Source organism: Streptomyces sp. NPDC060232, from assembly GCF_042726555.1.
In the GTDB taxonomy this organism is placed as follows: Bacteria; Actinomycetota; Actinomycetes; order Streptomycetales; family Streptomycetaceae; genus Streptomyces.
This window is the reverse complement of the sequence record NZ_JBHXAG010000010.1, coordinates 234,889-253,373: the sequence shown is the minus strand read 5'-3', so window position 1 is coordinate 253,373 and position 18,485 is coordinate 234,889. Positions and strand designations below refer to the sequence as shown.

The following is an 18,485-nucleotide window of genomic DNA, read 5'->3' as shown; positions in this document are numbered from 1 at the left end:
ACCACCGGGTACGACCGAGACGTGCCCGCACGCGCCGAGCCGAGGAGAGCCCCCGGAGGGGCACCACCCCACCCGAAGCCACCGTCCAGCCCGACAGGTCACGCCCCCGGCCAGGGACACCGAACCCAGCCCCGCCGGCGCTTGAGGCGCGGCCACCGGCCCCCAGCCAGGGCACGGAGGCAGCGCCCCCCTAGATGCCCAGGGCGGCAGCCGTCAGCATGGCGATCGCGTCCTTCTCGCCGTCCAGGGAGACGGCGGCGGACGCCTGGCGGCCGAAGCAGAACAGCGTCAGTTCCCCCGGTTCGCCCGTCACCGTCACCACCGGCGCGCCCTTGTGCGCCACCGCCGTCTGCCCGTTCGGGCGGCGCAGCACCAGGCCCACCGGCGCGCGGCGGCCCGTCAGGCGGGCCAGCTTCTCCAGACGGGACCACAGCGCGTCCGAGAAGACCGGGTCCAGCTCCCGCGGGGACCAGTCCGGCTGGGCCCGGCGGACGTCCTCCGCGTGCACGTAGAACTCCACCGCGTTCGCCGCCTCGTCGATCTGCTTCAGCGCGTACACCGACATCCGCGGCGGCCCGGTCCGGATCAGCTGGATGAGCTCCTCGTACGGCTTGGCCGTGTACTCCTCCATCGCCTTGTCCAAGCGGGCCTTCAGGACGTTCAGCAGGAGCCCGCCCGCCGCGTCCGGCCGCCGTTCCCGGACGACCACGTGCGCGGCCAGCTCGCGACAGGTCCAGCCTTCGCACAGCGTGGGGGCCTCCGGGCCGGCCGCCTCCAACAGGTCCGCCAGCAGCAGGCGTTCACGCTTCGCATGGGTAGACATGCCAGCCAGCCTACGGCCGGATCGCGCCGGGCGCCCGCCCATCAGGCGGACATGGATCATTCCGCCCGCCCCCGCCCGGCACAATGGCTCCATGAGTACGTCCCCCCGCCCCGGCAACCTCGACCCCGCCATCGCCGCGCGCCTCAAGCGCTCCGCCGACGGGCTGGTCCCGGCCATCGCCCAGCAGTACGACACCGGTGAGGTGCTCATGCTCGGGTGGATGGACGACGAGGCCCTGCACCGCACCCTGACCACCGGCCGTTGCACGTACTGGTCGCGCAGCCGCCAGGAGTACTGGGTGAAGGGGGATACTTCCGGCCACTTCCAGCACGTCAAGTCCGTCGCCCTCGACTGCGACGCCGACACCGTGCTCGTCAAGGTCGACCAGGTCGGAGCCGCCTGCCACACCGGAGCCCGCACCTGCTTCGACGAAGACGTCCTCCTCCGCGCAGCCGACTAGGTAGGGGCACCCCTCAATGGATCTTGAGACGTTCCGCAAGCTCGCGGCCGACCGCCGCGTCATCCCCGTGAGCCGCAAGCTGCTCGCCGACGGGGACACGCCCGTCGGGCTCTACCGCAAGCTGGCCGCCGAACGCCCCGGCACCTTCCTCCTGGAGTCCGCGGAGAACGGCCGGTCCTGGTCCCGGTACTCCTTCGTCGGGGTCCGCAGCGACGCGACCCTGACCGTCCGGGACGGCAGCGCGCACTGGATCGGCACCCCGCCCGTCGGCGTACCCACCGACGGCGACCCGCTCGACGCCCTGCGCGCCACCGTCGAGGCCCTGCACACCCCCCGCGACCTCGCGGCCGGCATGCCGCCCTTCACCGGCGGCATGGTCGGCTACCTCGGCTACGACATCGTGCGCCGCCTGGAGCGCATCGGCGAGCACGGCAGCGACGACCTGCGGCTGCCCGAGCTGACGATGCTGCTCACCTCCGACCTCGCGGTGCTGGACCACTGGGACGGCACCGTCCAGCTCATCGCCAACGCCATCAACCACAACGACCTCGACTCCGGGGTCGACGAGGCCTACGCGGACGCCGTGGCCCGCCTCGACGCCATGGAGGCGGACCTGGCCCGGCCCGCGCCCTACGTGCCGGCCCCGCTGCCCGCCTCCGAGCTGCCCGAGTTCTCCGCCCTGTGGGGCGGCGAGGAGTACCAGGCGGCCGTCGAGGACATCAAGGAGCGGATCCGGGCCGGCGAGGCCTTCCAGGTGGTGCCCTCGCAGCGGTTCGAGACCTCCTGTGAGGCCTCCGCACTGGACGTCTACCGGGTGCTGCGCGCCACCAACCCGTCCCCGTACATGTACCTCTTCCGCTTCGAGAACGGCTTCGACGTCGTCGGCTCCAGCCCCGAGGCACTGGTGAAGGTCGAGGACGGGCGGGCCATGGTGCACCCCATCGCCGGCACCCGCCACCGGGGCGCGACCCCGCAGGAGGACAACGACCTCGCCGAAGAGCTGCTGGCCGACCCCAAGGAGCGCGCCGAGCACCTGATGCTCGTCGACCTGGGCCGCAACGACCTCGGCCGGGTCTGCGAACCGGGATCGGTGGAGGTCGTCGACTTCATGTCGATCGAGCGCTACTCCCACGTCATGCACATCGTCTCCACCGTGACGGGCCGTGTGGCCGAGGGGAAGACCGCCTTCGACGTGCTCACCGCGTGCTTCCCGGCCGGCACCCTCTCCGGGGCGCCCAAGCCGCGCGCCATGCAGATCATCGAGGAGCTGGAGCCCTCCCGCCGCGGCCTCTACGGCGGCTGCGTGGGCTACCTGGACTTCGCCGGGGACTCCGACACGGCCATCGCCATCCGTACGGCCCTGCTGCGCGACGGCACGGCGTACGTGCAGGCCGGCGCCGGTGTCGTCGCCGACTCGGTGCCCGAGCTGGAGGACAACGAGTGCCGCAACAAGGCCGCCGCCGTGTTGCGCGCGGTGGCAGCGGCGAACCGCCTGAGCGGCTCCTGAAGGCGTAGGGGATAGTGGGGTACGTGAGTGCCGTACCCCCGCCCCGATCCGACGCCTCCGCCGCGCCCGAGCCCGAGTCCGAGGCAGCCGACAGCCGCAGCAGCCGCCGCAGCGTGGCCGCCGCGCTGCTGCTCGGCGCGCTCGGCTCCACCGTCGTCCTGCTCGCCTCCGGCCGGGTCTGGGCCCGGGGCACAGCGGCCATCGGCAGCGACTCGCTCCAGCTCAGCGCCGACGGGCGGGCCGTGACCGGCCTCCCGGCGGCGCTGGCCATCGTGGGCCTGGCCGCGCTGGTCGCCGTCTTCGCCGTACGGGGCAAGAGCCGGCTGCTGGTGTCCGGCCTGCTCGCCCTCAGCGGCCTCGGCGCGGCGCTGTCGGCACTCTTCGGCTCCGACGGCCGCAGCGCCCTGGACGCGCAGGCCGCCCGTACGACCGCGGACAGCGCGGCCCACGTGGCGGGCCTGACCCAGACGACGTGGCCGTACGTCACGGCCGCCGGCGCGGTCCTCATCCTGGCCGCCGGACTGCTGGCGCTGCGTTTCGGCCGCGGCTGGCCCTCGATGGGAGGCCGCTACGAGCGTGACGGCAGGCCCCGTCCGCGGGCCGTCGCGGCGGTGGATCCCGACCGGCCGGAAGATCTGTGGAAGGCTCTGGACCGCGGCGAGGACCCGACCGCGGACCCGGGCAGCGACCGGACCCGCTGACCCGGCTCCTGAGCCGACCCCCCTGGACGGCGAAGCCCCCCGGTGCGGGACAATGTCACCGAGCGTTCGTCACAGACCGCACGTTCGACACAGCAGCGCGACAGAGCAAACGAGGAGCAACTCATGGCGGGCACTAGCCACGGACACACCCCGGCCGCCTGGACCGGTGTCATCATCGCCTTCATCGGTTTCTGCGTCTCCGGCGCCTTCATGGTGCTCGCGAACCCGCTGGGCTTCTGGGCCGGTCTGGTCGTCGTCGCGCTCGGCGGTGTCGTCGGCCTGGCGATGAAGGCCGCGGGCATGGGCGCGCCGAAGGCCGCCCACAAGGACCTCGCGGAGGTCATTCGCGCGAACAAGGTCCCCGCCAAGGTCTGAGCGCGTCACCTGCGCCGGTCCTGGAAGAGAGCCGAAAGGCGCGGCCCCGCCGGGCTGCGCCTTTTGTCGTGAGCGGAGAGAATCAGCAGGTGGACGCCTCCAGCACCCCCGACGCCGGGCCCGGTCCGCAGGCCGGGCACTCCGTACCCGTGGTGCCCGCCGTGCGGGCGTCCCGGGCCAGGCGGCTCGCCGCCCCGGCGCTCTACCTGGCCGCGGCCGGCGCGGCGTTCACGTACGTGGGCACCGTGGACCCCAACGAGCCGGGCCACTACCCGGTCTGCCCGCTGCTGCGGCTGACGGGCGTCCTGTGCCCGGGCTGCGGCGGGCTGCGCAGCGCGCACGCCTTCGCCCACGGGGACCTGGCCGCCGCTTTCGGGTCGAATGCCCTCGCCGTCGTCGGCTACTTCGTCTTCGCGGGGTTCATGGCCCTGTGGCTGGTTCGAGCCTTCCGCGGCGGGCCTGTTCCGAGGATCGTCCTGCGTCCCGCCTCCTGGTGGGTGGTGGGCGCGATGGTACTGGTTTTCGCCGTTGTCCGAAATCTCTCTTTCGGGGCGGCGCTGGCGCCCTGAGCCCCGTGTACAGCGGGGATGAAGGGTGTATTCCGAATGTCCAGTTACTGGGACGCCGTCAACCGAGTGCGGAGGGCGACGCCTCCGCCGGATACCATTTGATTGCCGACCTTGCAGTGGTACGTGTCTGCAGGGCGGCCGACCGTCATCGACCCGGAAGGGGGCCGCTCGCGTGAGTGTGCTCGACGAGATCATCGAAGGGGTCCGCGAAGACCTTGCCGAACGGCAGGCCCGCGTGAGCCTCGACGAGCTCAAGGAGCGTGCCGCCAAGGCGCCCCAGGCCAAGGACGGCGTCGCGGCCCTGCGTGGCGACGGCGTCAAGGTGATCTGCGAGGTCAAGCGCTCCAGCCCCTCCAAGGGCGCGCTGGCCGCGATCGCGGATCCGGCCGGGCTCGCCGCGGACTACGAGGCGGGCGGTGCGGCGGTCATCTCCGTCCTCACCGAGCAGCGCCGGTTCGGCGGCTCGCTGGCCGACCTGGAGGCCGTCCGCGCCCGCGTGGACATCCCGATCCTGCGCAAGGACTTCATCGTCACGGCGTACCAGCTCTGGGAGGCCCGTGCCTACGGCGCCGACCTCGCCCTGCTGATCGTCGCCGCGCTGGAGCAGGAGGCCCTCGTCTCCCTCATCGAGCGGGCCGAGTCCATCGGCCTCACCCCGCTCGTCGAGGTGCACGACGAGGAGGAGGTGGAACGCGCGGTGGCCGCCGGCGCCAGGATCATCGGCGTCAACGCCCGCAACCTCAAGGACCTCAAGGTCGACCGCTCCACCTTCGAGCGCGTCGTCGGCGAGATCCCGCCCCACATCGTCAAGGTCGCCGAGTCCGGCATCCGCGGACCGCACGACCTGATCGCCTACGCCAACGAGGGCGCCGACGCCGTCCTCGTCGGGGAGTCCCTGGTCACCGGCCGCGACCCGAAGTCGGCCGTGGCCGACCTCGTCGCCGCCGGGGCCCACCCGGCCCTGCGCCACGGACGGAGCTGACCCGTCCCATGGCCCACGACCGCCCCTCCGTCCGCACGCGCCGCGTGCCGACGGCGTACGCGCCCCTGGCGCGCGGCTGCCGCCCCCGCGGCTGCCGCGCGCCGGCCCGGCGCGTCCACGGGCGGCGGGTCCGGTACGTGATCGGCTCCGAGCCCGGCCAGGTCAACGGCATGCGATGGCGCCGCGGAGACGCGCCGTAACGAGGGCTGCCGCGGCCCGGTACGCGAGACGTACCGCGTCGCGAGGCGGTCCCGTACGGCCTGCCGCCCGGGCCGACCGGCTCCGGGCGCGGGCCGCCGCGCACCGTACGCAGACATCCCCCAGCGGGGTGTCCGCGGCACGGGCGGGCGGCGCAATACGGTGAAACCACCCCGCCGCATCTCGCACCCGTAGGAGCACTGGATCATGTCCAGCGAGTTCTTCATCCCGGACCCGGAGGGTCACGTCCCCAACGCCGAGGGCTACTTCGGCGACTTCGGCGGCAAGTTCATCCCGGAGGCGCTCGTCGCCGCCGTGGACGAGGTCGCCGTCGAGTACGAGAAGGCAAAGGGCGACCCGTCCTTCGCGGCCGAGCTGGGCGACCTGATGGTCAACTACACCGGCCGCCCGAGCGCCCTCACCGAGGTGCCCCGCTTCGCCGAGCACGCCGGCGGCGCGCGGATCTTCCTCAAGCGCGAGGACCTCAACCACACCGGCTCGCACAAGATCAACAACGTGCTGGGCCAGGCGCTGCTCACCAAGCGCATGGGCAAGACCCGCGTGATCGCCGAGACCGGCGCCGGCCAGCACGGCGTTGCCACCGCCACCGCCTGCGCCCTCTTCGGCCTCGAATGCACCATCTACATGGGCGAGGTCGACACGCAGCGCCAGGCGCTGAACGTCGCCCGCATGCGCATGCTGGGCGCCGAGGTCATCGCGGTGAAGTCCGGCTCGCGGACCCTGAAGGACGCGATCAACGAGGCGTTCCGCGACTGGGTCGCCAACGTGGACCGCACCCACTACCTCTTCGGCACGGTCGCCGGCCCGCACCCCTTCCCGGCGATGGTTCGCGACTTCCACCGGGTCATCGGCGTCGAGGCCCGCCGCCAGATCCTGGAGCGCGCCGGCCGGCTGCCCGACGCCGTCGCGGCCTGCGTCGGCGGCGGCTCCAACGCCATCGGCCTCTTCCACGCCTTCATCCCGGACGCCGGCGTCCGCCTGGTCGGCTTCGAGCCCGCCGGGCACGGCGTCGAGACCGGCGAGCACGCGGCAACGCTGACCGCCGGCGAGCCCGGCATCCTGCACGGCTCCCGCTCCTACGTCCTCCAGGACGAGGAGGGACAGATCACCGAGCCGTACTCCATCTCGGCGGGCCTGGACTACCCGGGCATCGGCCCGGAGCACTCCTACCTCAAGGACACCGGCCGCGGCGAGTACCGCGCGGTCACCGACGACGCCGCCATGCAGGCCCTGCGCCTGCTCTCGCGCACCGAGGGCATCATCCCGGCGATCGAGTCGGCGCACGCCCTCGCAGGCGCCCTGGACCTGGGCAAGGAGCTGGGCAAGGACGGCCTGATGGTCGTCAACCTGTCCGGTCGCGGCGACAAGGACATGGACACCGCCGCCCGCTACTTCGGGCTGTACGACACCGACGGTGAAGTCGCCGACAACGAGTTCTCCGAGGGGGACGACAAGTGAGCTCCACGCACGGGCGCGGCAACATCGAGCTGCTGAGCGCCACCCTCGCCAAGGCGAAGTCCGAGGACCGCGCGGCCCTCGTCGCCTACCTCCCCGCGGGCTTCCCGACGGTCGACGGCGGCATCGAGGCGGTCAGGGCCGTCGTCGCCGGTGGCGCGGACGTCGTCGAGATCGGCCTGCCCCACAGCGACCCGGTCCTCGACGGGCCGGTCATCCAGACCGCCGACGACATCGCCCTGCGCGGCGGCGTCAAGATCGCCGACGTGTTCCGCACGGTCCGCGAGGCCCACGAGGCGACCGGCGCCCCGATCCTGGTGATGACCTACTGGAACCCCATCGACCGCTACGGCGTCGAGCGGTTCACGGCCGAGCTCGCGGCCGCGGGCGGGGCCGGCTGCATCCTGCCCGACCTGCCGGTCCAGGAGTCCGCGCTGTGGCGCGAGCACGCGGAGAAGCACGGTCTGGCGACCGTCTTCGTCGTGGCACCCAGCAGCAAGGACGAGCGCCTGGCCGTCATCACGGCGGCCGGCTCCGGCTTCGTCTACGCCGCCTCGCTGATGGGTGTTACCGGAACCCGCGAATCGGTCGGCAACCAGGCCCAGGACCTGGTCCGGCGTACCCGGGCCACGACCGAGCTCCCCGTCTGCGTGGGCCTCGGCGTCTCCAACGCCGCCCAGGCGAAGGAGGTCGCGGGCTTCGCCGACGGCGTGATCGTCGGCTCGGCCTTCGTGAAGCTGCTGCTGGACGCGCCGGACCTGCCGGCCGGGCTGGACGCCGTACGGGCGCTGGCGGGAGAGCTCGCGCAGGGTGTCCGCAGGGGCTGAGGCGCAGTCCGCAGAGGCTGAGACAAACCGGACACCCGATCGGGTTCTGTAGTCCGATCGGGTGGAATGGCCGGCAGGGAGGCACGCGAGTGCCTCCCTGCTTCGTTTGGCGGAGCGTGAGCGAGAAGAACGACGGTGCGAACCGCGATGCGACGAAACGATCGGCCCGGGAGCGACTCCAAGCGGAGCGCGAGCGGCAGAAGACCCGGGACAAGCGCCGGCGGACCCTGATCGTGGCGGCGGCGGTGGTCGGCGTCCTGGGCCTGGCGACGGTCGTGGGCGTGATCGCGGCCAACGCCGGCAAGGGCGACAAGTCCGACTCGGCGGGCCCGGTGGTCGCCCCCTCCGGCGCCACCGGCAAGGACGCTCTCGCCATCCAGACGGGCAAGCCCGAGGCGAAGTCCACCCTCACCGTGTGGGAGGACTTCCGCTGCCCCGCCTGCAAGTCCTTCGAGGACAACTACCGGGACACCATCCACGAGCTGGAAGCCAAGGGCCTGCTCAAGGTGGACTACCACCTGGTCACGCTCATCGACGGGAACATGGGCGGCAGCGGCTCCCTGAAGGGCGCCAACGCGGCGGCCTGCGCGCAGGACGCCGGCAAGTTCGCCGAGTACCACGACGTCCTCTTCCAGAACCAGCCGCAGGAGGTCGACGACGCCTACGGCAAGAACGCCAAGCTGCTGGAGCTGGCGGGCAAGGTCGAGGGGCTGGACACCCCCGAGTTCCGCAAGTGCGTCGAGGACGGCACGCACAACAGCTGGGTGGGCAAGTCGCACGAGGCCTTCGCCGCCGGGAACTTCCGAGGCACGCCGACCGTGCTGCTCGACGGCAAGGACATCTTCTCCGAGGCCGACCCGCTGACCCCGCAGAAGCTGAAGCAGCAGGTGGAGGCGGCCGCGAAGGGCTCCGGCGGAGCCGGGGCCAAGGGCGCGGGGAAGGAGAAGGAGGCCGGGAAGGACACCGGGAAGGGCGGGGCGAAGGCCTCACCGTCGGCGTCGAGGACGGCGTCCACGTCCTCGAAGGGCACCGCGAACAGCTCCGTGAGCGGCACCGCGAACGGCTCCGGCGGCAGGTCGGGGGGCGGCACCGCGAGCGGGGCCGTGAGCGGCACCGGGAACGGCTCCTCGGGGGACTGACTTCCGCCGATCCAGGTCTGGATTTGGTTTCGACCCTGCCGGGCGGGTTGCGGTACGCACCGTCCGGCAGGGTAGCGTCAGGTCTGCCATGGACATTGCTTACATCCCCAGTCCGTCGACCGGCGTGATCCATCTCGGACCGATCCCGCTCCGCGGCTACGCGTTCTGCATCATCATCGGCGTCTTCGTCGCCGTCTGGCTCGGCAACAGGCGCTGGATCGCGCGCGGCGGAAAGCCGGGCACGGTCGCGGACATCGCCGTGTGGGCGGTGCCGTTCGGGCTGGTCGGCGGTCGCCTCTACCACGTGATCACCGACTACCAGCTCTACTTCGGCGAGGGCCGCAACTGGGTCGACGCCTTCAAGATCTGGGAGGGCGGCCTCGGCATCTGGGGCGCGATCGCGCTGGGCGCGGTGGGTGCCTGGATCGGCTGCCGGCTGCGCGGCATCCCGCTGCCGGCCTGGGCCGACGCCCTGGCCCCGGGCCTCGCGCTGGCCCAGGCCTGCGGCCGCTGGGGCAACTGGTTCAACCAGGAGCTCTACGGCCGGGCCACCGACCTGCCGTGGGCGGTCGAGATCAGCGCCGGCCCGAACAGGGACGCCGGGACCTACCACCCGACCTTCCTGTACGAGTCGCTGTGGTGCGTCGGCGTCGCGTTCCTGGTGATCTGGGCCGACCGCCGCTTCAAGCTCGGCCACGGGCGGGCGTTCGCCCTGTACGTGGCCGCGTACTGCGTCGGCCGCGGCTGGATCGAGTACATGCGGGTCGACGAGGCGCACCACATCCTCGGTGTCCGGCTGAACGTGTGGACCTCGATCTTCGTCTTCGTGCTCGCCGTCGTCTACTTCGTGCTCTCCGCGAAGCTGCGGCCGGGCCGTGAGGAGGTCGTCGAGCCGGACGCCTCCGGCGGGGACGGCAAGGACGAGCGCGAGGCCAAGGCCGAGGCCACGTCCGACGACAAGGCCGGGGGCACGACGGACGCCACGGCCGAGTCCGAGGCCGGCGCCGAGCCGAAGGACTCCCTGCCGACCCGCGCCCCGCGCGCCGACGCCGAGGTGCGGGAGGGAGCCGTCAAGGCCGACCTGCGCAAGCCGGCCGTCGACGCCGAGGCCCCGGAGGCCGACAAGGCCTGACCGCGGAACGTCGCGAGGGGGGTGCCGCGTACCACGCGGCACCCCCCTCGCGACGTTCCGTACGCCGGCCGAGCGCCGTCCGGAGCACCCTCGGGACCCGGCCCCACCCCGCGAGCGCAGAGGCGCGCGGCACGTCGCGACGGGCCCCGCACGGCGGGCGCAAGGGCGCGGGGCGTGCGGCGGGGTGCACCGACTGCACCGACCGGATCTGCGCGGCGAGCGCAAGGGCGTGGCGCGCGTCCGCCGGGGGCCGGAGTTCGCTCCGGAGGCCGGGCCGGGCGGCCGGGTGCTCCGCGACCGGTCCCCGCGCGGCCGGCGCAGGGGTGCGGCCGGGAGGCGGGGGTCAACGGGCCGGGGTCCGCGCGGCCAGCGCCAGGGTGCGGTGCGCCGACGCCACGATCGCCGGGTCCACGAACCGGCCGTCGGGAAGGGCCAGCGCGCCCGGCGCGGCCCGGGCCGCGCCGAGCACCTCCACCGCGGCGCTCACCTCCTCGGGCGCCGGTAGGTAGGACCGCTCGATCACCGGCAGCTGGCGCGGGTGGATCGCTGCCCGGCCGAGGAAGCCGAGGGACCGGCCGCGCGCGCAGGAGACCGCCAACGCCTCCAGGTCGCGGATGTCGGGGAACACCGACTGGGCCGGGGGCGCCAGCCCGGCGGCGCGCGCCGCGACCACCACCCGGGAGCGGCACCAGTCCAGACCCTCCTCCGCGCTGGCCGCCAGGTCCGCCCGCAGGTCCGCCTCGCCGAGGGAGAGCCCGCGCAGGGCCGGGTGCGCGCGGGCGATCTCGTAGGCGCGCTCCACTCCCAGCGCCGACTCCAGCAGGGCGTGCAGCCCCACCCCGCCGGTGCGGTCGGCGGCCACGGCGATCTGCTCCGGGGCGGTGATCTTGGGCAGCCGCAGTCCCGCGAGCCCGCGCAGCCCGGCGAGCGCGGTGAGGTCGGCGCCGCCCCACGGGGAGTCGAGGCCGTTGACGCGGACGTGGACGGGGACCGCGGGCCGCTCGGCGAGCAGCTCGACGGTGGCGGCGCGGGCGTACTCCTTGCGGGAGGCCGCCACCGCGTCCTCCAGGTCGACGATGACGGCGTCGGCCCCGCAGGCCAGCGCCTTGGCGACCACCGCGGGGCGGTCGCCGGGCGCGTACAGCCAGGTCAGGATCACAGTGCCCCCTCGGTCCGCAACGCGGCGATCTCGGGCCCGGTCAGTCCGAGCTCGGCCAGCACCTCGGTCGTGTCCGCGCCGTGCGGGCGGCCCGCCCAGCGGATCCCGCCGGGGGTCTCGGACAGCCGGAAGAGGATGTTCTGCATCCGCAGGGGGCCCAGCTCCGGATCCTCGATCTCGGTCACCGTGTCGAGGGCCGCGAACTGCGGATCGGCCATCACGTCGCGGACGTCGTAGACCAGCGCGACGGCCGCCTCGGCGTCCTCGAAGGCGCAGACGACCTCCTCCGCCTTGTGGCGGGCGATCCAGCCGCCGACCGCCTCGTCGAGGACGTCGGCGTGCCGGGCCCGCCCGGCGCCGGTCGCGAACCACGGCTCGGCGATCAGCTCCGGCCGGCCCACCAGCCGCATCACGCGCTCGGCGATGGACTGGGCGGAGGCGGAGACCGCCAGCCAGCGGCCGTCGGCACTGCGGTAGGTGTTGCGGGGGGCGTTGTTGGCGGAGCGGTTGCCGGTGCGCGGCTGGACGTAGCCCAGCTGGTCGTACCAGAGCGGCTGCGGGCCGAGCACGGTGAGGATCGGCTCGATGATGGCCAGGTCCACGACCTGCCCGTGCCCGGTGCGGTCGCGTCCGGCGAGCGCCGTCATCACGGCGTACGCGCAGGTGAGCGCGGCGATGGAGTCGGCCAGCCCGAAAGGCGGCAGGGTCGGCGGGCCGTCCGGCTCCCCGGTGACCGAGGCGAAGCCGCTCATGGCCTCGGCGAGGGTGCCGAAGCCGGGGCGGTGGGCGTACGGCCCCTGCTGGCCGAAGGCCGTGACGCGGGCCAGGACCAGGCGCGGGTTGGCGGCGGACAGTTCGGGCCAGCCCAGGCCCCACCGCTCCAGGGTGCCGGGGCGGAAGTTCTCGATGACCACGTCGGCGGTGGCGGCGAGCCGCAGCAGGGTGTCCCGGCCGCCGGGGGTGGACAGATCGAGGGTGACGGTCCGCTTGTTGCGGCCGAGCAGCTTCCACCACAGGCCGATCCCGTCCTTGGCGGGGCCGTGACCGCGGGAGGGGTCGGGGACGGCCGGGTGCTCGACCTTGACGACTTCGGCGCCGAAGTCGCCGAGCAGGGTCGCGGCGAGCGGCCCGGCGAAGAGCGTCGCGAGGTCGAGCACCCGCAGCCCGCGCAGTGGCCCCTGCGGCCCCTGCCCTGGCCGGGCGCCGGCGGGCTGGGCGGAGTCGGCGGGGTCGGGTGTGGTCGCGGGGGCTTCGGTGGGGCCGGGGGCTTCGGTGGGGCCGGGCGCGCGCCGGGGCGTCTCCTCGGGCGCCGAACGGTGCCCAGGGTCGGAAGGTGCGGCGGCGGTGCGTTCGGCGCCCTGCGGGGATCGCCCCGACACACCCCCGGCCCCCGCGGAGTACGCCGCCGCCCGCGCGCCCGACGCCGGCGCGGACTTCCCCGCCGCGCCGCGGCCGGCCGTACCCGGGTCCACCAGGTCCAGCTCCAGGCCGGCGGGCAGCGCGGCCGAGCCGCCGGGCCCGTCCGGGGTCACGGGGTGGCCCCGGCTCCGTTGTCCGCTTCCCAGCCGGCCAGGGCGAAGGAGTCGGTCTCGGCGCGGGTCGGCATCGAGTCCTGGGCGCCGTGGTGTTGCACCGAGAGCGCGGCCGCCGCCGAGGCCCAGCGCAGCGCCTCGGGCATCGGCCGGCCCTCGCCCAGGGCCACGGCCAGGGCCCCGACGAAGGTGTCACCGGCCGCGGTGGTGTCCACGGCGCGGACCCGGGGCGCGGGCACGGCCAGTGGGTCCCGGCCGCGCGCCGCGTGGAGGACGCCGGCCGCGCCGAGGGTGATCACCACCTCGGGCACGGTGGCCAGCAGTGCCTCGGCGGCCTGCCGGGGGTCGGTCAGGCCGGTCAGGGCGGCCGCCTCGTGCTCGTTGGGCACCAGGAGGTCGGTGGCGGCGAGGAGCTCGGCGGGCAGAGGCTGGACGGGGGCCGGGGTGAGCACCGTACGGACTCCGTGCGCGCGGGCGGCGCGGGCGCCGGCGAGCACGGCCGGCAGGGGGAGTTCCAGCTGGAGGAGGAGGGCGCCGACGGCGGCGATCCGGGCCTCGTCGCCCGCTTCCAGGCCGGTGACGCTGCCGTTCGCGCCCGGGATGACGACGATGCGGTTGCCGCCCTCGTCGTCCACCGTGATGTGCGCGGTACCGCTGGCGCCTTCGACGGTGCGCAGACCCGCCGTCTCGACGCCGGCGGCGGTGAGCGCGGAGCGCAGCCGTACGCCGAACTCGTCGGCCCCGACCGCGCCGATCATCACCACCTTCCCGCCGGAGCGGGCGGCGGCGACGGCCTGGTTGGCGCCCTTGCCGCCGGGGACGGTACGGAAGGCGCGGCCGGTGACCGTCTCCCCGGGGAGAGGGGCTTTGGGGACGTAGGCGACGAGGTCCATGTTGGTACTGCCGAGCACGGCGATGGCCGTCATGAGCGTGCTGCCTCCTGTGCGGTGAGGTGGGCGAGGGTGTCGAAACCGATGCCGTCGAAGCCGGGGACGGTGGTGGCGAGGCGGTTCTTGAGAGGGGCGGTCCAGCGGTGCGGGATCCGGTGCGGGGAGCCGGCGAGCAGCCCGGCGAGGGCGCCGGCGGTGGCGCCGTTGGAGTCGGTGTCCCAACCGCCGGACACGGCCCGGCAGACGGAACGGGTGAAGTCGCCGTCGGCGTGGGTGAGGGCGGCGGCGATCAGGGCGGTGTTCGGGACGGCGTGGACCCAGTGGTAGTGCCCGTAGCGGGCGTGCAGCCGGTCGACGACGGGGTCGAAGTCGGCCTCCTCGGTGGCCGTGCGGATCCCGAAGCGGATCGCCTCGGCGAGGCGGGAGCGCGGCGGTACGGCGGCCAGCCCGGCGCGCAGGGCGGCGTGGACGTCCGCGCGGCCGGTGGCGGCGTGGGCGGTGGCGGCGGCGACGAAGAGGGCGGCGTAGACACCGTTGCCGGTGTGGGTCAGGGCGGCGTCCCGGTAGGCCTGGGCCGCGGCGGCGGCCGGGTCGCCGGGGTTGGTCCAGCCGTGCACGTCGGCGCGGATGAGGGCGCCGATCCACTCGCGGAAGGGGTTGTGGTGGGTGGCGGTGGCGGGGGGCTCCAGGCCGAGGAGGAGGTTGCGGTACGCGACGCGCTCGGCGGTGAAGGTACGGCCGGCGGGCAGCTCGTCGAGCCACAGGCGGGCGACGTCGGCGGTGGTGAAGGACCTGCCGAAGCGCTGGAGCAGGCGCAGGTTCAGCAGCGGGTAGTTGAGGTCGTCGTCCTCGGGCATGCCGTCGATGTTCTCGGCGAGGGAGGTGGGGGCGGAGCGGCGGTTCCAGGGGTACGCGGCCAGCAGTTCCGCGGGGACGCCGCGGGCGGTGAACCAGTCGTCCAGCGGCCAGTTGCCCGCGGCGCGGGCCAGCGCCCGGATCCCGTCGAGGGGCAGCTTCTCGACGGGCTTGCCGAGCAGGCACCCGACGGCCCGCCCGACCCAAGCAGCCTCAAGCCGCCGCCGTAGCCCGGGTCCGGGTCCGGGTCCGGGTCCCGAGTCCTCGCTTCGGGGGACGACCTGCCCGCCCCCGGCCATGGCCTGCGGCCGATCCACGGGTCCGAGGCGGGCGCCGTCCGGGACCCGCGTGGGTCCCGCCTCGCAGGCGGCTGCCGGGACCGAGCCCGCAGGCCCCTGGCCGGTGCGGCTGCCGGGGCCCTGCGGTGGGGCCTGGGGCCCCTGGGCGTGGGCCCGGGCCGCCGGGTGGGCGGTTTCGTACCGCCTGGGGCGGGTGGCGGGCCGGGCCTCGTCCTCGGCTCCCGGGGCCGGGCCCGTGGGCGGGTGGCCCGGTAGGGGATGGGGGGCCTGGCCGCCGGGCCGGGGCCCCCGGCCCGTGGCCGTACGCCCGGGGCGGGTGTCCGGCGGCTCGGCGGACGGTACGGGCGGCGGCTTGGGGGAGCGGGCCGTCGCCGCGGCCTGCGGGCGGGAGGCGACGATGGCGGCCCAGGAGGTCGGCTCGTCGGCGGACAACGGGGAGGGGAGGCCGGCGAGTTCGTCCAGCAGACGGGTCGCCAGCGCACGCAGGTGCGGGGGTGCCGGGGCGGGGGAGGCCCCGGCGCGCTCGGGCGCCGGGTGACCGCCCGCGGCGGACCAGGCCCGCAGGGCGGGGCCCGGGTCGCGGCCGTCCTCGGCCGCCTGCCGCAACTCGTGCCCGACGAGATCCTCGGGCTGAGCCCAGGTCAGCCGTACCCCGTCCGCCTCCGCCGATCGTCCGGCCGGACGCCTGTCGGCTCCCGCCGTACCGGGTAGGGGCCCGTCGGGCCGCTCCCGGACCGGGTCCGTCCGGTAAGCGGCGGTCCCGAACGGCGGTTCCGGCGTGCCGGGACCCGTCGTCGCGGATCCGGATCCGGGACGGCCGGCAGCCGTGGCAGGCTCCGCCCGAGGGGGGCCGCAGGGGGAGGAGGGGGTCATCGGGGGGCGGCGATCGCGGCGAAGGCCGATTCGTGGGCGCGGCGGCGGGCACGGTCGTGGGCGAAGATCTCCCGGGCCACGGCGGCCAGCGTCACGGCCGGGGCGTGCAGGTCCAGGCGGCTGGCCTCGGCGACCTGCTTCGCCCAGACGGCCGGGACCGCGGCCTCACCGCCCAGGGCTCCGGCGATGGCTCCCGCCATGGTGGCGATGGAGTCGCAGTCCCGCCCGTAGTTGACCGCTCCGAGCACGGCCCCCTCGTACCGGCCGTCCGCGACGAGCAGCATCCCCAGTGCGATCGGGAGTTCCTCGATGGCGTGGAGGCGGGACGGGCGGCGGGCGTCGAGCGAGGGGTTGCGGTAGTCCGGACCGACCGAGTCGTACGGGGCCACCGCCGCCCGCAGCGGGGCGAGCGCCGACTCGAAGTCCCGGTGGGCGCGGGCCGCTTCGCGGACGGCCGTGATCGCGGCCCGCGTGCCGTCCTTCGCCAGGGACAGCGCCGTGTCCACCACGCTCGCCGCCGTCGCCCCTGGCATGCACGCCGCCGCCACGGCCGCCGCGAACACGCCCGCCGCCTCCCGCCCGTACGAGGACTGGTGGGCGCCGGCGATGTCGAGGGCCTCCGCGTAGGCGCCCGCCGGGTTGCCCGCGTTGGCGATGCCCACCGGAGCCATGTACATGGCCGCACCGCAGTTGACGATGTTGCCGGTGCCGGCCTCGCGCGGGTCGACGTGCGCGTAGTGCAGGCGGGCCACCATCCACTTCTCCGCGAGGAAGATCCGCTGCAACGGCAGCGCCTCGGCCTCCAGTTCGGGGATCCAGCGCGGGTTGGACATCAGGTCGGGGACCAGGTGCTCGGCGACGGCGTAGGCGTCGAGGTGGTCCCGTACGGTCTCGTAGACCCGTACCAGCGCGTGCGTCATCAAGGTGTCGTCCGTGACGTGTCCGTCGCCCTTGTGGTACGGGGCGATGGGGCGGGCCGTGCGCCAGTTCTCGTGCCACGGGCCGACGATGCCGTGGACACGGCCGCCGTGCCGTTCGACGATCTGGTCCGGGGTCCAGCCCTCCACGGGGCCGCCGAGCGCGTCACCGACGGCGGCGCCGACGAGGGCCCCGCAGGCCCGGTCCTCCAATGTGAGCGTCATTCCACTCTCCTTGTCCGGAAACCCTGGTCGCAGCCGGTGCGTGCGGGAGGTCTACCACCTTGCCCCGGAGGCGCCTGCGCAGGCGCGGTCGACACGTCCTGAGCGTCGCCGCCGGTCTGAAAGTCGCCGTTCACGCGTGCGGCCTCCGCTTCGGCGGGGCGGGCTTGGGCGAGGTGAGCTCGGTGCCGGCGAGGAGCGCGGCGAGTTCCACGAGGTCGGTGCCGGCGAGGCGGGGCAGGGCGCAGCCGGAGAGGGTGCGGCAGGCCTCGCGCCAGGCGGCGGGGATCGAGTCGCCGCCGCCGATCACGCCGGTGAGCGCGCCGGCGAGGGCGGGGGCGGAGTCCGCGACGCGCGACAGGCACGCGGCGGCCGGTACGGCCTCGGTCGCCTTGCCGCGGGCGGCGGTCGCGAGGGCGAGGGCCACGGGCACGGTCTCGGCGGCTGCGATGCCGTAGCTGTAGACGTGGTCCACGATCTCGTGTTCGAGCGTCGGGACGATGGCGAAAGCGCCGGCGAAGGCCCCGCCGTCCGCGTGGGCGCGGGCCAGTCCGACGGCGTGGCGGGCGTTGCGGCCGATCTCGGTGGCGGCGGGGAGCTGGGCCAGGGCGGCGTCCACGGCGGCGTCGACGTCGGCGGTGGTGAGGGCGGTGGCGACGGCGGCGGCCATGGCGCGGGCGCCGTGCACGCCGTCGCCGTCCTGGGTGTAGCGGGCGTCGAACTCGGCGAGGTCGGCGGCGGCCGCGGCGTCGCCGGGGTGGACGACGGCGAGGACGCAGGCGCGGACGCAGGCGGCGTCGTCGAAGTAGTGCGGGTTGTCGTGGCCGGTGGCGGGCGGGCGCAGGCCGGTGGCGAGGTTGCCGAGGCCGGCGCGTACGGAGATCCGTGCGCGCAATGGCAGGACGGCGGACTCGACTTCGGGTGCGCGTTCCGCCGCGGCGGCGACCTCGGAGGCGAGGGCGTTCCAGGCGAGGTCGATGGCGGCGCGCATGCGGCGGGAGCGGGAGAGGTCGCTGAGGAGGACGCCAGCGGCGGTGAGTACGGATTCGGCCACGAAGGCGGCCCATTCGGCGTCGTCGGACGGGCCGAGCCGCAGCGGCTCCGGGGGCTGGTTGAGGGCGATGGGGACGGGGAGGGTGGTGGTGGCGTTCTGCTCGGCGAAGGTGTCGAGCTCGCGGGTGAGGCGGCGGGTCCACTCGGGCATCCGGCTGGCGCGGTGGCGGGCCGCGGGCCAGCCGGCCGCGTCGCCTGCGGCGAGCCCGAGGAGGAGGCCTTCGATGGGGCGGCGGCGGCCGTCGTGGCGTGCCGGGGTCCCTGCGGGGTGCTCGGCGGGGTGCTCGGCGGGGTGGATCACGGTGCGGAGCGGGGGTGCGGGGGCCGGGTCGTTCCCCGCCCCGCCCCTTCCCGAAACCAGGGGCAGGCCCCTGGACCCCTGCCCGGCCGGGAGCCCGGCCGGTACGCACCCTGCCCTGGTCTCCAGCACCCGGGCGACCCCGGACCAGAGGGCAGTCGGCCCGGCCGGGCCCGGCCGGAGGTAGGCCGTTACGGA

The 18,485-nt window shown here is 74.8% G+C and carries 18 protein-coding genes; 11 read left to right on the top strand and 7 right to left on the bottom strand.

Annotated features, from left to right (window positions below; genetic code table 11):
* Positions 1–190 precede the first annotated feature (190 nt).
* A complete protein-coding gene (locus tag ACFWFZ_RS17475; protein ID WP_387123147.1) occupies positions 191–823 on the bottom strand; it encodes a TIGR03085 family metal-binding protein in 633 nt (210 codons plus the stop codon).
* 91 nt (positions 824–914) lie between these two features.
* Here ACFWFZ_RS17475 and hisI point away from each other — a divergent pair, with 91 nt between their 5' ends.
* The 11 genes from hisI (at position 915) to lgt (ending at position 10,189) form a co-directional block, all read left to right on the top strand.
* Positions 915–1,283, top strand: coding sequence for a phosphoribosyl-AMP cyclohydrolase (gene hisI, locus ACFWFZ_RS17470; protein WP_030662139.1), 369 nt, complete (start codon positions 915–917; stop codon positions 1,281–1,283).
* Between the two features lie 16 nt (positions 1,284–1,299).
* On the top strand, positions 1,300–2,790 hold the full coding sequence (locus ACFWFZ_RS17465; RefSeq protein WP_387123145.1) for an anthranilate synthase component I: 1,491 nt from the start codon (positions 1,300–1,302) through the stop codon (positions 2,788–2,790).
* Between the two features lie 14 nt (positions 2,791–2,804).
* Entirely contained in the window at positions 2,805–3,491 is a 687-nt protein-coding gene (locus ACFWFZ_RS17460; RefSeq protein ID WP_387123143.1) for a TIGR02234 family membrane protein, read from the top strand.
* Positions 3,492–3,614: 123 nt separating this feature from the next.
* Entirely contained in the window at positions 3,615–3,866 is a 252-nt protein-coding gene (locus ACFWFZ_RS17455; protein WP_387123141.1) for an HGxxPAAW family protein, read from the top strand.
* Between the two features lie 68 nt (positions 3,867–3,934).
* On the top strand, positions 3,935–4,435 hold the full coding sequence (locus ACFWFZ_RS17450) for a DUF2752 domain-containing protein (RefSeq protein ID WP_387123139.1): 501 nt from the start codon (positions 3,935–3,937) through the stop codon (positions 4,433–4,435).
* Positions 4,436–4,607: 172 nt separating this feature from the next.
* Entirely contained in the window at positions 4,608–5,417 is an 810-nt protein-coding gene (gene trpC / locus ACFWFZ_RS17445) for an indole-3-glycerol phosphate synthase TrpC (protein ID WP_387123137.1), read from the top strand.
* A gap of 8 nt (positions 5,418–5,425) precedes the next feature.
* Positions 5,426–5,617 carry a tryptophan biosynthesis modulator TrpM gene (gene trpM, locus ACFWFZ_RS17440; protein ID WP_045324077.1) on the top strand — a complete coding sequence of 64 codons (192 nt, stop codon included), beginning with the start codon at positions 5,426–5,428 and terminating at the stop codon, positions 5,615–5,617.
* Positions 5,618–5,822: 205 nt separating this feature from the next.
* Entirely contained in the window at positions 5,823–7,094 is a 1,272-nt protein-coding gene (trpB, locus tag ACFWFZ_RS17435) for a tryptophan synthase subunit beta (protein WP_387123135.1), read from the top strand.
* On the top strand, positions 7,091–7,918 hold the full coding sequence (trpA, locus tag ACFWFZ_RS17430) for a tryptophan synthase subunit alpha (protein ID WP_387123133.1): 828 nt from the start codon (positions 7,091–7,093) through the stop codon (positions 7,916–7,918). The genes trpB and trpA overlap by 4 nt, the downstream gene beginning before the upstream one ends.
* Positions 7,919–8,034: 116 nt before the next feature.
* Positions 8,035–9,057 (top strand): DsbA family protein, encoded by a 1,023-nt coding sequence (locus ACFWFZ_RS17425; RefSeq protein WP_387123131.1) that lies wholly within the window; start codon positions 8,035–8,037, stop codon positions 9,055–9,057.
* Between the two features lie 88 nt (positions 9,058–9,145).
* Positions 9,146–10,189, top strand: coding sequence for a prolipoprotein diacylglyceryl transferase (gene lgt, locus ACFWFZ_RS17420; RefSeq protein WP_387123129.1), 1,044 nt, complete (start codon positions 9,146–9,148; stop codon positions 10,187–10,189).
* A 343-nt stretch (positions 10,190–10,532) separates the two neighbouring features.
* On the opposite strand, the gene ACFWFZ_RS17415 is transcribed toward lgt, so the two are convergent.
* From ACFWFZ_RS17415 to ACFWFZ_RS17390, 6 genes are all read right to left on the bottom strand, one after another.
* Complete coding sequence (locus tag ACFWFZ_RS17415; RefSeq protein WP_387123127.1) at positions 10,533–11,348, bottom strand: HpcH/HpaI aldolase/citrate lyase family protein; 816 nt, start codon at positions 11,346–11,348, stop codon at positions 10,533–10,535.
* The gene (locus ACFWFZ_RS17410; protein ID WP_387123186.1) at positions 11,345–12,520 is read right to left on the bottom strand and encodes a CaiB/BaiF CoA transferase family protein; all 1,176 of its coding nucleotides are present in this window, start codon (positions 12,518–12,520) and stop codon (positions 11,345–11,347) included. Before ACFWFZ_RS17410 ends, ACFWFZ_RS17415 begins: the two co-directional genes overlap by 4 nt.
* A 356-nt stretch (positions 12,521–12,876) precedes the next feature.
* Positions 12,877–13,806, bottom strand: a complete 930-nt coding sequence (gene rbsK, locus ACFWFZ_RS17405; protein ID WP_387123125.1) for a ribokinase — start codon at positions 13,804–13,806, stop codon at positions 12,877–12,879.
* A complete protein-coding gene (locus ACFWFZ_RS17400) occupies positions 13,803–15,530 on the bottom strand; it encodes an ADP-ribosylglycohydrolase family protein (protein ID WP_387123123.1) in 1,728 nt (575 codons plus the stop codon). Before ACFWFZ_RS17400 ends, rbsK begins: the two co-directional genes overlap by 4 nt.
* A gap of 263 nt (positions 15,531–15,793) precedes the next feature.
* Positions 15,794–16,939, bottom strand: a complete 1,146-nt coding sequence (locus ACFWFZ_RS17395) for an ADP-ribosylglycohydrolase family protein (RefSeq protein WP_387123121.1) — start codon at positions 16,937–16,939, stop codon at positions 15,794–15,796.
* Between the two features lie 130 nt (positions 16,940–17,069).
* A complete protein-coding gene (locus ACFWFZ_RS17390) occupies positions 17,070–18,287 on the bottom strand; it encodes an ADP-ribosylglycohydrolase family protein (RefSeq protein WP_387123184.1) in 1,218 nt (405 codons plus the stop codon).
* Between the last annotated feature and the right edge of the window lie 198 nt (positions 18,288–18,485).

Excerpts from the sequence above, each read along its gene's own strand:
- trpB (WP_387123135.1), top strand. The coding sequence starts at position 5,823 with ATGTCCAGCGAGTTCTTCATCCCGGACCCGGAGGGTCACGTCCCCAAC.
- hisI (WP_030662139.1), top strand. The coding sequence starts at position 915 with ATGAGTACGTCCCCCCGCCCCGGCAACCTCGACCCCGCCATCGCCGCG.
- lgt (WP_387123129.1), top strand. The coding sequence starts at position 9,146 with ATGGACATTGCTTACATCCCCAGTCCGTCGACCGGCGTGATCCATCTC.
- ACFWFZ_RS17475 (WP_387123147.1), bottom strand. The coding sequence starts at position 823 with ATGTCTACCCATGCGAAGCGTGAACGCCTGCTGCTGGCGGACCTGTTG.
- ACFWFZ_RS17465 (WP_387123145.1), top strand. The coding sequence starts at position 1,300 with ATGGATCTTGAGACGTTCCGCAAGCTCGCGGCCGACCGCCGCGTCATC.
- rbsK (WP_387123125.1), bottom strand. The coding sequence starts at position 13,806 with ATGACGGCCATCGCCGTGCTCGGCAGTACCAACATGGACCTCGTCGCC.
- trpM (WP_045324077.1), top strand. The coding sequence starts at position 5,426 with ATGGCCCACGACCGCCCCTCCGTCCGCACGCGCCGCGTGCCGACGGCG.
- ACFWFZ_RS17455 (WP_387123141.1), top strand. The coding sequence starts at position 3,615 with ATGGCGGGCACTAGCCACGGACACACCCCGGCCGCCTGGACCGGTGTC.
- ACFWFZ_RS17395 (WP_387123121.1), bottom strand. The coding sequence starts at position 16,939 with ATGACGCTCACATTGGAGGACCGGGCCTGCGGGGCCCTCGTCGGCGCC.